The organism is Streptomyces sp. NPDC059456 (genome assembly GCF_042750055.1).
GTDB lineage: Bacteria > Actinomycetota > Actinomycetes > Streptomycetales > Streptomycetaceae > Streptomyces.
Genome location: NZ_JBHYVA010000015.1, coordinates 1 through 13430, shown reverse-complemented (window position 1 = coordinate 13430; position 13430 = coordinate 1). Strand labels below are relative to the sequence as shown.

The 13430-nt window shown below is 70.7% G+C and carries 8 protein-coding genes; 6 read left to right on the top strand and 2 right to left on the bottom strand.

What is annotated here, in order from left to right; all coding sequences use genetic code 11:
- Positions 1 to 459 precede the first annotated feature (459 nt).
- Entirely contained in the window at positions 460 to 693 is a 234-nt protein-coding gene (locus ACFXA3_RS02990) for a CU044_2847 family protein (RefSeq protein WP_385181054.1), read from the top strand.
- Positions 694 to 737: 44 nt separating this feature from the next.
- On the opposite strand, the gene ACFXA3_RS02985 is transcribed toward ACFXA3_RS02990, so the two are convergent.
- Entirely contained in the window at positions 738 to 896 is a 159-nt protein-coding gene (locus tag ACFXA3_RS02985; protein ID WP_385181091.1) for a hypothetical protein, read from the bottom strand.
- On the opposite strand from ACFXA3_RS02985, the gene ACFXA3_RS02980 reads away from it, so the two are divergent.
- The 3 genes from ACFXA3_RS02980 (at position 822) to ACFXA3_RS02970 (ending at position 10244) form a co-directional block, all read left to right on the top strand.
- Positions 822 to 3848 (top strand): trypsin-like peptidase domain-containing protein, encoded by a 3027-nt coding sequence (locus ACFXA3_RS02980; protein WP_385181085.1) that lies wholly within the window; start codon positions 822 to 824, stop codon positions 3846 to 3848. The two genes, ACFXA3_RS02985 and ACFXA3_RS02980, sit on opposite strands and share 75 nt — an antisense overlap.
- 403 nt (positions 3849 to 4251) lie before the next feature.
- The gene (locus ACFXA3_RS02975; protein WP_385181051.1) at positions 4252 to 5769 is read left to right on the top strand and encodes a hypothetical protein; all 1518 of its coding nucleotides are present in this window, start codon (positions 4252 to 4254) and stop codon (positions 5767 to 5769) included.
- The gene (locus ACFXA3_RS02970) at positions 5766 to 10244 is read left to right on the top strand and encodes a hypothetical protein (RefSeq protein WP_385181050.1); all 4479 of its coding nucleotides are present in this window, start codon (positions 5766 to 5768) and stop codon (positions 10242 to 10244) included. The genes ACFXA3_RS02975 and ACFXA3_RS02970 overlap by 4 nt, the downstream gene beginning before the upstream one ends.
- Before the next feature lie 104 nt (positions 10245 to 10348).
- On the opposite strand, the gene ACFXA3_RS02965 is transcribed toward ACFXA3_RS02970, so the two are convergent.
- A complete protein-coding gene (locus ACFXA3_RS02965) occupies positions 10349 to 10696 on the bottom strand; it encodes a hypothetical protein (protein WP_385181047.1) in 348 nt (115 codons plus the stop codon).
- A gap of 467 nt (positions 10697 to 11163) precedes the next feature.
- Between ACFXA3_RS02965 and ACFXA3_RS02960 the strand changes: the two genes are divergently transcribed.
- Entirely contained in the window at positions 11164 to 12234 is a 1071-nt protein-coding gene (locus ACFXA3_RS02960) for a hypothetical protein (protein ID WP_385181044.1), read from the top strand.
- 293 nt (positions 12235 to 12527) lie between these two features.
- Positions 12528 to 13343: a hypothetical protein gene (locus ACFXA3_RS02955; protein WP_385181041.1), complete on the top strand. Its 816-nt coding sequence runs from the start codon at positions 12528 to 12530 to the stop codon at positions 13341 to 13343.
- The last annotated feature ends 87 nt before the right edge of the window (positions 13344 to 13430 follow it).

The following is a 13430-nucleotide window of genomic DNA, read 5'->3' as shown; positions in this document are numbered from 1 at the left end:
GCGGGTTTCCCTTTCTTCACGCCACACGCCCCGCCCGCGCGGGGCGCGCGGGGCGGGGGGGGGGGCGGCGCCCCCCCCCCCCCCCCCCCCCACGCCCGACCAGGCCGGGTCGACGGGGTCGGATGCAGACGACGACCGGCTGCGGGCGGCAACAAGCTCAACCGCGCCGACCCTGACGCCGGCACCGAGCAGCCGCCGGAAGCCCCGCACCGGCGTCAGGTGCGAAGACCGCAAAGCGGTGGGGCCCATGCGAGGACCCTCAGTGCGGTCGTGGCCACGCTGGGAGGGTGGTGGCGACTTCCGGCTCTGGGCTGGTCCGGCCGGTGGCAGCCTCGGGAGGCGGTCGCACGGGTACAGACGGGTACAGGTCGAGGTGGGCCTCGCCCTTCCGGGTGACCCGCGGTCTCAACTTGGGTCAGGCACGGACCTCGGTGCAGCCACTTCTCTAGCGTGTGGGCCATGGAAAGCACGCTGGCCCTGGAGCCGGTCGCAGAGGCCGTCCAGGCCACCCTCGACCAGCTGCGCAAGGCCGGTCCCGACCGGATCGACGTCGAGTTCGGCGCCGACCTGGCATTCGAAGCCGGGGCTGTGATCACCAAGAGCCAGGCCAGCCGCCACCTGGAAGTGACCGTTTCCCGGAAGAACGACAGTCCTGATCACCTTCACGCGGGCACGGGCACGGGCACGGGCTGACCCCGGTGACGAGCACGGTGAGAAGTACAGGGGACGGCAACCCATCAGACCTGCTCGCCGCCGTGGTCCAGGTCCTCCGGCCGGACGGAGCCGTGGCCGGGGTGGGATTCCTGGTGGCTGACGGGCTCGTGGTCACCTGCGCCCATGTCGTCGAAGCGGCTGGAAGCGGGCCGGACGGTACGGTGCAGCTGGCCTTCCCCCACGTCAGGAGTGCGGACCGGGTGCAGGGACACGTTCCGGTCGGCCTGTGGCGCCCACCCGAGGCGGAGGATGTGGCCTTCATCCGGCTCAGCAGCATGCCGGCAGGTGCGCGGACGCTGCCGTTGGGCTCCGCGGAGGGATGCCGGGGCCACCAGGTCCGCTCGTTCGGATTCCCCGCGCAGGCTCCGCCGGAAGGGCACTTCGGCTTCGGCGTGGCCGGCGATCTGCTGCCGGGCTCGGGGAGTAGAAGTGCGCACCTGCAGCTCACCGCGGCCAACGATCTCACCACCGGGTTCAGCGGCGGGCCCGTGCTCGACGAGGTGACCGGCCTGGTCATCGGCATGCTCACCGAGATCGCCGCTCCCGACGAATTCGAACGGGGGCAGGGCGTCGCGTACGTCACTCCGACTCAGGTACTGCGGGAGATCCTGCCCGAACTGGCGGAGCGGGGGGTATGCCCGTACAGGGGCCTGGAGCCGTTCACGGCGGAGCACGCTCAGTGGTTCCAGGGCCGGCAGGAGGCGGTAAGGCAGGTCGTGACGAACCTGGCGCAGCAGCGGCGGCTGACGCTGCTGCTGGGGCCGTCGGGGTCGGGCAAGTCATCGCTGATCCAGGCGGGGGTGCTGCGGGCGCTGGCGGAGGGAGACGTGCCGGGGAGTGACCGGTGGCTGGTGATGGTCGCACGGCCCAGGCACGACTTGAGCGCGGAGATCGAACGCGCCGGGCTGCCGGGTGCGGTCCGCGACGGGATCGCCGGGGCAGTCGCCCGTCGGCTGGCGGCCGAGCCAGACCATCCGCGCATCCTGTTGATCATCGACCAGTTCGAAGAGCTCTTCATCCAGACATCCGACGGTCACCGGCGAAACCGTCTGGCAGCGGCGGACCAGATCGCCGAAGCAGTCGGCTCACATGCCGTCAGCGTGATCCTGGTCATGCGGGACGACTTCTATCCCCAGCTGGCAGCCTTGACGCCCGGGCTGCTGAAAGCGGCAACACCAGGACTCCTCAACGTTCCGGGCACCTTGAACCAGCGGGACCTGAACGACATCATCACGCTCCCCGCCCGGGACGTGGGTCTCCGATTCGAATCAGGGCTGCCCGAGCAGATCATCACCGACGTCCTGGCCGCGAATCCCGAGGAAGCGTCCACCCGGCAGGCCCCCGTGACCGTGCTCCCTTTGCTGGAGCTGACACTCAGCCAGCTGTGGCTCCGCCGCCAGGACGGCTACCTCACGCATGAGGCCTACCGTCGTCTCGGGGCGGTCAGCGGAAGCCTGACCACCTGGTGCGACAACGCACTCGACGCACTACCGCCCGCGCAGCGGCCGATTGCGCGACGCATCCTGACCGCACTGGTACGTCCTGCCGACCGGAACCGCCGCATCCCAGCGGTCCGCGCCCAAGTCCCCCTCGGTGAACTGCGCGACCTGGCGGCGGGCCCCGACGACTGCGCCGACGTCGACTCAGTCCTGGCCGCCCTCGCACGTCATCGCATCATCACCACCCAAACACTGCGCGACCCCCAACACCCCGACGCCCCTCCAGGGGAACCGGTGGCCGAACTGATCCATGATGCGCTGATCCGTGACTGGGGAGCACTGAGCGAGTGGGTCAGACAGGATCACCGTTTCCATGACTGGCTCGACCGAATCCGTGAACGGCAGGCCGGCTATGCCACGACGGGCGACCCGGGAGACCTGCTCGGAGGAACAGCACTCGCGGAAGGGCTGGACTGGGCGCGGCAACGCCGGCTGCCGGGCGACATCTCGGCGTTTCTCGTCGCAAGCAAGAAGCGGCAACAGCAGACGATCCGGCGTGCCAGGCGCCTCAACACGACCCTGGCGACGCTACTCGCCCTCGTGCTCCTCGCAATGCTCGGTGGAGCAGCCGCCATCTGGCAGTGGCGGGCGGCGGAGGCCCAGCGGATGGCAGAAGTATCCCGGCAATTCGCCATCCGCTCCGACACCCTCATTGATTCCAACCCTGCACTCGCCTCGCTGCTGGCCATCAAGGCATACCGAACCAGCAGCACTCCAGAGTCCGTCGCAAGTCTGCAGACGGCTGCGTCGCGCTCGTCACGTCGGCCCCTGACCGGGCACTCCGGCGCGGTGGAGTCCGTGGCCTTCAGTCCCGACGGACGCACTCTCGCCACCGCCGGCAGCGACCGAACCGTACGGCTCTGGGACGTGTCCACGAACAGAGTCCGCGCCGTCCTGCCCAAACTGGCGGGCGCAGTTCAGTCGGTGGCGTTCAGTCCCGACGCACGCGTCCTCGCCACCGCCAGCGCCGACAACACCGTACGAGTGTGGGACGTCGCCACAGGCAAGGTTCAGGCCGTCCTGGCCGGGCATACGGACGCGGTGCAGTCAGTGGCGTTCAGCCCCGACGGGCAAACCCTCGCCACCGCTGGCGCCGACGGCACCGTACCGCTGTGGGACATCGCCACGGGCAAGGTCCGCGTCGTCCTGACCGGGCATACGGACGCAGTCGAGTCAGTGGCATTCAGCCCCGACGGGCAAACCCTCGCGACCGCCGGCGCCGACCGCACCGTACAGCTGTGGGCTGTCACCGGCGAGGCCCGCACCGCGCGCCTTGTCGGGCACACGGGCACAGTGTGGTCAGTGGCGTTCAGCCCCGACGGACGCACCCTCGCCACCGCCAGTGCCGACAAGACTGCTCGGCTATGGGAGGTGGCCACCGGCATGGCCCGCGCCACACCGTTCCGGCACGCGGACTCTGTGTTGTCGTTGGCGTTCAGCCCCGATGGGCAAACCCTCGCGACCGCCAGCGCCGACCGCACCGTACAACTGCGGGACGTCCTCTTCAGCGAACCCTTCGAGGCGATCCGGAGGATCTGCCACACAGTCAAACGCGACTTCACGCCAGAAGAACGAAAGACCTACCTTCCACATGATTCAGGGCGCGTATGCCCAACCTCTGAGGGTGGTTCTTGAATCGGATCCGCCCGGCGGCTCCGGACGCCTCCGGTCCGGGGTCTCCCCATGCGCCACTGGCGCAACCTACGGCGCAGCGGATCCCGCAACCAGAGCGCCGCACGGGTCAGCGGCGAATGGGTGCTACCTGGAGATGGGTGGCGCGGTTCCCGCCGAGGGATATCGAGCGTCCGCGGGTAGCGCAGCGGGGGTGGCAGCCGCCCGTCGACGCGCCACCTCTTCAGCCGCTTGTTGGGCCGAGCTCGTCAGGCCGTCAAGGGCGTCGTGCCGGGTGGTGGCGTGCACCCTATCCGCAGGGGAGGAGGGAACGGAGGGGAATGAGCGTTTCATCCGTGTAGCGAGATCCGCAGGAGTAGCGTCGTGCGCCTTCTGGACAGCAGACGCAGTCACTGGGGGGCGTTGCGTGTCGAACGCATGGGCGGGGAGCAGGGCGAAGTGGTGGGCGTCGGCGAACCGGCGGGGTGAGTACGTCCATACCGTCGTCATCGGGGCCCGCAAGGTCGGCAAGACCACGTGGTTTCGCCGGCTGGCCGAGGAGAGGCCGACGGAGGTGACGCTCTGGAACGTCCGCCGCGTCGCCCGGGCCGGGTCCGTGGACGAGGTCTGGGCCGACCTGTTCCACGAGATGGGCATCGTCCCCGGCCCTGAGGGCGATCCGCTGGAGGACCTGGAGGACCACCTCGACACGCTCGACCGCGGGCCCGCGATCGTGATCGACGACTGGGACGCGGCCGTCGACGGCCGGGGCGTGACGGTCCCTGACGCTTGTTACGAGGTCCTCGACCAGCTCATCAGATTCTGTTTGGGCCAGGCGACAACACGCAGCGGGCTGGCGTGCCTGGGGCTCGTTCTGCTGACGTCGCTGCCCGATGCGGCGGACCTGGAGTACTTCACGCGGACGGTGCAACGCCCCACCTTCGAGCGGTTGTCCAAGCTGGTGACCCGGTCCCTGACCCAGGACCGGTTCCCCATGCTGGACCGTGCGGAGAGCACGGCACTGCTGATTCAGCTGGGCGTTCCCGCAACCGAGGCCGACGCGGTGGCCCGGGCGTGCGGGGGCTGGCCCTGGCTGTTGGAGAAGGCCGCGGCGGCGGTGCGCGATCACGGCGGGTGGACCCCGGAGGCGGTGGAGGAGGTCCAGGAGCGGCAGCTGCCCGGGCTGCTCGACGCGGGGCTGCTGCCCTGCCTCGCCGCCCGCCCCGAGGTCAGGGTCCGCCAGGCCCAGCCGATCGACTACCTCAGGCAGGAGCTGGCTCGGGGGAGGGCGCCGGAGGCATTCGGTCTGCCCTCCTCGTTCGATGACCCGCAGCGTCCCGCGCCGCTGGTGCACCGGCTGCTGAACCGTGTGTTCCTGGTCGTCGACACGGAGAACCTGCGGATGCCGTTCCAACGCCACGCCGAGGTCCGTCCCGAGCGCTACCCGGACGGCTGGGAGGCCTTTCTCCAGCCCCACGTCCAAGCCTGGCTGCGCGGACTGCGTGAAAAGCACGACGTGTCCGAACGGGATGTGTGGCTGGTCGGCCGCTCGCGCCACCGTATCGACGCCACGGTCGGCGCGCAGACCAGCGGCGAGCGGCTCTGTCTGCCCGAGGAACTCCGGGAGAAGGCACGGCGCACCGGGGACGGCAGCGATGACGCACTGATGACCGCGCAGGTCGCGCGGCGCGCCGAGCGCAACCCGCTGGCCAGGTTCGTGCTCGCCTCCGGCGACGCGGACGCTCCGCTGATCCTCGAACTGGTGGGTGTCCTCGACCAGGTCACGGTCTGCACCCCGTGGCAGGCTTCCGGCAAGCTCCGCCCGCGATTGCCCGGGGCGGAGCGTCTGCTCGAGCACACCTTCCCCGTCCCCCGGCCACCGGAGGTGTCGTCGGCCGAGCTGGCGGCGGCACGCCGTGCACGGGCGCGCGGTGATCGGCGGTGACGGGCGGCAGTGTTCCGGAGCAGGATGCCCACCGGCTGGCGGTGATCCGGCAGGGGAGGTACTCGTGCCAGCCCAGCCCCGCCGAACTGCAGCCGGAGTCCATCTCGGTGGTGGCGTGCTGGAGCCCGGCGGAGACGCGGCTCGTGCTGGTCGACGCGGATCATCCGTACCTCACCGAGGTGACCGCGGGCTCCGACCCGGTACCCCGGGAGGAGGTCCTGGCCCGGCTGCGCGCTCTGCCGCCTGCCGTGTCGGCCGGTGCCGGCAGTGGCTGGACCGCCCGGCTGGAAACGGAGACGATCACAGCGCCCCTCCGGTGCGCCGGCCGCCAGCCGACGCCGGTGCCCGCGTCGGCGCAATGGTCCGGCCCGGGCGTTCCCCTGACGGTGACGGTCCAGGCCGGTGACGACAGCGGTGGCCCCTGGACCGTCGAATACCACTGCTCGGCAGGGGGACGAGAGGGAAAGGGGCCGTCCACACCCGCGGACGCCGCCGCCGAACTCCTCCAGCTGCTGGCCGTCGTCGCCAGGACCTCGCCGGCCCCGTCGGCCATCTTGGACGAACTGCTCGAAGGCCAGCCGCTGGGCGTGGTCACCGTACGGGGTGAGTCCGGGAACGTCGTCCGCCACCTGGGTTCAGGCATGCCCAGGAGCGCGCCGACCTTCGTGCGCACCGACGACTCGGCGGCCTTCGTCTGGGACCGGCGCCCGGTCGGCGGGATCATGCACGTCGTCGACGCGGGGGCGCCGGTACTCGGCTCCGTTCACAGACGGCTCGATGACGGAACGCCGGTTCTCACCGTCGGCGCGCTGCCGGCGGCACGACAGTGCCTGCCGACACCCTCCGCTCTCTCCGGCGAAGACAGCGCGGTGGTAGCCGTCACCGACGACGAGCACGGCTGGTCACCCGTTCCAGGAGCCTCCGTCACCCGTACCGGCTCCGGCTGGACCGTGGTCGTGCGGGCCGAGCGTGAGAGCGGGCCGAGCCGGGGCGAGGTGCGGCGGCTGGCGCTGTGTGACCGCGGCCAGATGCTGGTGTACGAGGCCGCACCACGCGTGGACGTGCTGGACGCCGTCGTCAGGCTGTCCCATGTCACGGCGGGCCTGAAGGGTCAGGCCGTGACCCTGCTGGACGGGCAGGCATCCGGGATGGCGGCCGCAGTGGCCGCCACCCGGCAGCGGAAGCCCGGCTCGGCCGCCGCCGCGGCCGTGACCCGGATGCGGGCCGTGGCCTGGCTCGGGCCCGGCCGCAAGCCGGTCGATCGCGACAGCGTCGACCGGGTCGTGGACTCCGTACTGCGGCTCCGTTCGGATGCGGCACTGCTGACCTCCCTCGGACCGGCCCTCTCCCGCGTGGGTGTCGCGGACATCGAGGAGCGACGGTACGGGCACCAGGTGGTGGCGCTCCTGGTGATGGAGAGGGAGTTGGAGAAGCGCTTCACCAAACCCCGCACCGCTGATGCAGGGGTGTTCGCCGACGCGTTGACCACCTATCTGCTCGCGCTCAACCAGGCGTCCCCCGAGACGGCGCCCTGGGCCTGGCAGCGCGTCATCAGGTACACGCGGGAATACCTCATGGGGCGCCGGCTGCGGCAAACGCGCTCACCCTCGATCACCTCCGTTCCCGGCTCGGCGCGGATGCTGTGGGAAGAGCTGGCGCAGCGGATGCCCTGGATCCGCTGGCTCGCCGAACCAGCCCTCGACCCGAAAGGGGGAATCGCCCTCTCACCGGCCGGCCTGGTGGACCTGCTCGTTCTGCTCCGCCCCCGCCAGGCCCCCGTGCTGTCGGATCAACGGCGCCACAGCCCGGACACCGGCGTACGGATCCAGTCCCTGTCCGGCCGGTTCACGCGGCTGTACCAGATCGCCGATCCGGCGCTCACTCCCCCGCAGCTCGACTCCCTGGCCACAGCGCTCAGCCCGCTGCTCCACGACCCCGCGCTCAGCGGTCGCATGGTGCAGGCTCTGACGCTGCCGCCGAAGGTGCGGGCGGCGGTGGAAGCACGAGTGGCAGCCGAGATCAAGGACGAGACCGCGGCCGAGCACCTGCTCGCCGTGCGCGTCGACGACCATGAGTCACCCAAGGCACTCCTGGTCAACCTCTCGCCACACACCGGCCTCTACCTTCACCTCGACGGCGAACCCACACGACTGGCCACCTGTGCCATCGAGCAGGAAGGAGCGTTCAACTACTGCACGAGTCCGGTGTCGATCTCCCCTGACAGCCAGGCACTGCTCGGCTCCCGCGCGGTGTCACTGGACGCAGCGCCCGTGCCCCTGGCCACGGGCACCAACGTGACCCTGCCGGCCCTGCCCGCCGACCTCTTCCGGGGCAGGGAGCAACAACTGGCGCGGCTCAGCCGGATCATCGGCGGCTCCGGCCCCCGGGCGGGCAGCCTCGTCTTCGGTACCCGCCGGGCCGGCAAGTCCTCCCTGGCCTACCAGGCGGGCCAGGACCCGCGGCTGCGCGGCCAGCTGTGGATCGACATGAGCAACACCCGCAAGAAGGTCCATGACTTCGCCGAGTGGAACCGGGCGATCTGCCGCGTGCTCGCCGTTCAGGCGCGCCGCCACCTCCGCATCACTCTCGACACCGAGGGCACGGACCTCGTCGAACTGCTCGCGGACCTGGACCAGGCGTGCGACGGCGGCGCACCGGTGGCCGTGGTCCTCGACGAACTGGATGTGCTGCTGCTTCCGGAACAGGGCAGCGACGGCCGGCGCACGGCGGGGCGACTGGGCAGCCTCGTCTGCCGCAACCTCGTACTCATCGGCACCGTCCAACGCTTCCACCGCTCGGTGCACGAGCTGAAGACCTGGCAGTCCATCGAGTGCCCCGCCGACCTGTCCTGGGCCGACGGAATCACGTACTTCCTCGGTCCGCTCGCCGACCGCACGGCAGGACCGCGGGTGGAATGGCTGCGCCGGGCCGGGGTCACGCCGCGCCACTTCGCGACGGAGATCGTTCCTCGTATCGGGCTGCGGCCGTACTTCTGGGCCCGCCTCCGCAATGACCTCGAAGGGCACATCCACGACGACCGGACCGGCTCCCGCCTGATCACCGGGTCCGATCTCCGTCACCATCTCGACCGGCTCGTGAGCGAAGACCCCCACCTCAACATGGTCATCGACGACGGCGTCGAACTGGACCCCGACGAACGCCGCCGACGGGACCTGTTCAGCGTGGAGGAACGGCGGATCCTCGCCCTGTTCGCCGTCATGCCGGCCGCCCGTAAGACGCTGCCCGCCGCCGAGGCGCTGCGCGTCGGGGGTGAGGCGGCAGTCAACGAACTGATCGACCGCGCCTATCTTTCCTACGTCCACGGCAGAGACCAGCTGTGCACCGCCGTGCCCATCTACCACACCTTCCTGCGAGCCCGCGCAACCGATCTGCTGGCCGTCACGCCCGGGGCGGAGCCATTCCCCGAGCCGGAGAGGAAGACGCCGGCGAACACCGGGCGGGCAGCGGGAACGCCGCCGACCGGAGGGTCGCAGACCGAGGCACCGACGACCGGAGCACCAGGCGTTCCGCTCGACGCGCAGCCGCAGCCGCAGCCGCAGCCCGATCCGGTGCGGAAGGTGACGGCGAAGGCGAAGGCGGATCCTGAGCGGTCGGTGGAAGCACCGCCGGCCGTACGACTGGACGAGGAGGTGCAGCGGGCGCGCACCGCCGTGGTGGCGGAACTGGCGCGGCAGAACACGTTGTCCCTGGGCGCCGCGGGCTCGCTCATCCTCGCTGCCGCACCGGAGATCTTCGCCACCGGGTGGGCGAGGACCGGCAGCCTCGCTCGCTTCCTCACCCGGCATCTGCAGGAGTTCCTCCGCGTCTCCCGCGACGGCGACGTCTATCTCGCCCGCCCGGGGGCGACGGTCACCGCGGAGGAGGAGCCGCGCTCACCGGCTGCCTTCGCGTCGGCGCCGCCCACACCGGAGGGCCGGGGCGGTCCGACCCCCGTAGACATCGAGATGGCACGGGCCGCCGTCCACGGTGCGCTGACCCTACGAGGGCCGATGCCGCTGCCTGCGGTCGGCGTCGTCATCAGGGGTGCCGTCCCGGCCATCGCCTCGTCCCGGTGGGCGGGTACGGGCAAACTGCGGAACTTCCTCACCCGGTTCCTGCCCGACTTTCCGCAGGTCACCGCCCGCAAGGGCATCACCGTTCTGCGACTGCCCACGGCCGGCGGCCCATCGGTCGCGCCGTCCGCGGTCGAAGCGGCGCGGGCCGCCGTGCTCAGCGCCCTGACGAAGCGAGGACGTATGCCGGTGTCCAACGTCGCTTCCGTCATCCACAGGTCGGTCCCGATCATTCACGCTTCCCGGTGGGCAGGCACGGGAAGTCCGGCGCTCTTCCTCAGCCAGTACCTGCCGGAGTTCCCCCAGACGACCGGCCCCGGCGGTGAGACCTGCCTCGAGCCTCCGACGACGACCGGCATGGATGCCGACGCCCCTGCGAGCACGGACTCGGACACTTCCTGAGGAGCGGCCCAGGGTGGGTCGGGGAAGTGCTGGTCGCAGCCGTTCGTTGGGGACTGCGGCCGGCACGCTCGCCCAGCAGCGGACGGCAAGGTTGCCGCCCGACGTCACGAACGCACCCGCATCCGCGGCGAGAAGGCATCCGCGGCGCGGGTCTCCAGCGGGCGCACCGGGTCGACCGCCTCGTGGTCACGAACGAAGCGGTCAGCAAGGCGCCACCGTGCGTAGATGCCTCCGATCCGCACGTCCAGCTTGTCGCTGCCCAGCTGTTCCACTGTTCCACGGCCCGGCTGGGACCACCGTCCACCGATCGCTTGAAGCAGCGTGGTCCGCACGTCGTTCACGGCATTCAACCGGTCAGTGGCGGCGAGCCGGGCACCGGCGGGGTCGTGGTCGACGACCAGTCCTGGAAGCACCAAGAGCGAAACCGACAGCACGGCCAGACCGGCCGCCACGACCGAGACCACGGCAACGGCCCGACCCGGCCGCTGACGGCCACGAACCGATCCCCCAGAGCCACCGGATCCCAGGGCAGAACCGGACCCGGCGAACCTGTGAGGTCACAGCACTGGCGGGCGTCCTCGCGGGGCAGGACGCGTCCGACCGCATCCCGCACGCTCTTGATCTCGTCGGCGTCGAAATCCGGGATGCCGATGCCGGACTCCTCCCCCGTGGCGGACACGAGCTCGGCCTGATCAATACTGCCGAGTCTGAGGAACTCCCCGGCCGGCGGAGGAACTTCCCCGGCCGGCAGTTCGCGGGGCCGAGGAACCGGCACGCAGGGCCACCCGCCAAGCCTGTCGTCGAACCCCGGCGGCGGAGCAAGCCGCGCCCGAACCGGGGACCGGGGCTGTCAGAGGGAGCCCTTAGCCTCGGTTCATGATCGGCGGGTGGTGTGACCGCGTTGAAGGAGGGGCCTGAAGTGGGCTGGTGGAACAGGAAGCCGGAGGACCGGCCGCGCTGGGTACTGGAGCCCCTGGTCGGGGTGGGGCCGCTGCGGTTCGGGATGGACTCCGACGAAGTGAAGGCCGCCCTGGGCGGACCGCGCGCGGGCAACGGGCAGGTCGCAGCGGACGGAATGTTCTGGCAGAACTACCAGGAGACGGGTCTGACCTGTATCTACGACCGGGGGATGATCCTGGTCGGCGTGGTGGTCGATGCCGTGAAAGGCCCCCTGGTACGGGTGGGGGAGATCGAACTGATCGGCCGGGTTCCGTCCGAGCTCCGTGCTGAGATCCACGAGTTCGCCCGCTCGGAGCGGATCGAGGTGCGGGTGAACTGGAGCGGGGACCCGGAGGTGGCGGCATGGGGGGCGTCCATGGGCACCGGGCGGGAACAGGGGCTGTCTGCCGAGGGCTGGCTGGAGCAGAAGGACACGGTGGCGACCTCAGCCCTGCTCGTCGGGCCCGGGCTGGCCCGGGACCCCTACACGACGGCGCCCGTCCTGCACTGGCGTGACGTCCGTGAACGGCCGAAGAACCCCGGGGCCTGGCCGGTGCTGCTCGACCACGTGCGCCCGCACTGGGAATGGGTGCCGCTGGAGCGGGTCGGGCCGCTCCGGTTCGGGATGAGCCCACTGGAGGTGACGGCCGCCCTCGACGGCGAGGTGCCGGCAGGCCGAGTCGGCCACTTCCCGTTCTGGTGGTTCGCCAAGGACGGTCAGTGGAATCTCAGCGAAGACCTGTTCGAGAAGGCCGGGGTGAGCGCGCACTACTGGCGGCATCCGGACGGCGTTCCGCGTCTGGGCGCGGTCACCTCGTACGGCCGCACCGGGCCGCAGGTCCTCCACGCCGGCATGCCGCTGGTCGGCGTGACACCCTCCGTCCTCGACGCGGCCATCATTCGGCATGCCGAGGACAACGACCTGGGCCTGCGGTTCGGCCCGAGCGGCGCAGCTGCCTGGGAGGGGCTCCAGCTGGCCCTGAATGTGACGAGGGTCGAGGACGCCACGGTCAGCGAGGCCACGTTCTGCGCGGAGGAATGGGAGATGTAGGGGCGGGTGCCGGTCAGATCCCGACAGGAACAGCGTGTACGGCGCTGAGCACCGAAGCTGTCCGGACGGGCCATCCCTCGCGCAGGTCACAAGTCCTGTAACCAGTGCTGTAGTTGACGAAGCCGGCCAACTACAGCACTCGGATGAGGAGTTCCTGGTAGAGCTCCGCACGCGCAGCATGCGAGTGTCCCTGTCCGAGAGGACAAATGTCGTGGCCCAGCGGTTGCCGGGCGTGCCATGATCAGCCGCATGACCGAATTCTCAGCACGGAAGGGCGGCCACCGCCCCGTCCGATGAAGTGGCCGGACGAGGCCGTGTCCGCGGGACACGCCACGACCGCCGCCCACCCTGCCCGCATCGCGGTCCTCGACGCGATACGCACCGACCGCACCGGGCCCGTACCCGTCCGGCTGCTTCAGCTCTCCCGGACCGACGACGCCTTCGTACGTCGTGAGGTCATGGACCTCCTGTCATCCACCGGGGGAAGGCATCCTTGGCCCGAAGCCACCGAGGCCGCGCTCGCCCGACTCGCCGACCCTGATGAAGAGGTACGGCGCCGAGCCGCACATCTCGTCGTGCACGCCGGAGGCAGCGACGTCGCGCTCCGGGCCCTGCGTGAACTCACCGAGCCGGTGGTGCGCACTGCCCTGGCCGATTCGCTCCGCAGCTCCGTCGCGCACCTGCAAGACGACCCCCTGGCCTCCGTCCGCTTCCTCGCCCGACTGGAAACCCTGAGCGCCGCCCCTCCGCAGCAGTGGCCGCAGCTCGACAGGGCGCTGCTCGCCGACGCCCGGGAGGCCGCACGCCACCTCGAAGGCGTCGGGCGGCGCTGGGGTCGGGTCCTGTACGGGCTGGAGCGCGAGCGTCACGTCTACGCCGTGGTGGCGCGACTCCTTGAAGATCCCGCCACCCGGGACATCGGCGCAGGGCTGGCCCGGGAGGCCTGCCATGACTTGCGGGCGGCCCCGGTCGCACTCCTGCCCCTGCTCGTCCGTCACTGCGGACGAGGAATCAGCTCGGCCATGGCCAAGGCTCTCACCACCGCCTCCATCTCGGAGGCTGCGATGCGCACACATGGTGCGCTGATCGCCGAGGTCCCCTTCACCTGATTTCTCCCAGGAGGCTCCGTCCTTTAGGGCGGGGAGGAATGGGTCCTTGGAGCGGAGCCGCGAAGCGGCGGAGTTCTCTGCACATCT

What these genes read in the sequence shown, in the direction of transcription:
- ACFXA3_RS02990 (WP_385181054.1), top strand. Translation starts at nt 460, where the DNA reads ATGGAAAGCACGCTGGCCCTGGAGCCGGTCGCAGAGGCCGTCCAGGCC.
- ACFXA3_RS02955 (WP_385181041.1), top strand. Translation starts at nt 12,528, where the DNA reads ATGAAGTGGCCGGACGAGGCCGTGTCCGCGGGACACGCCACGACCGCC.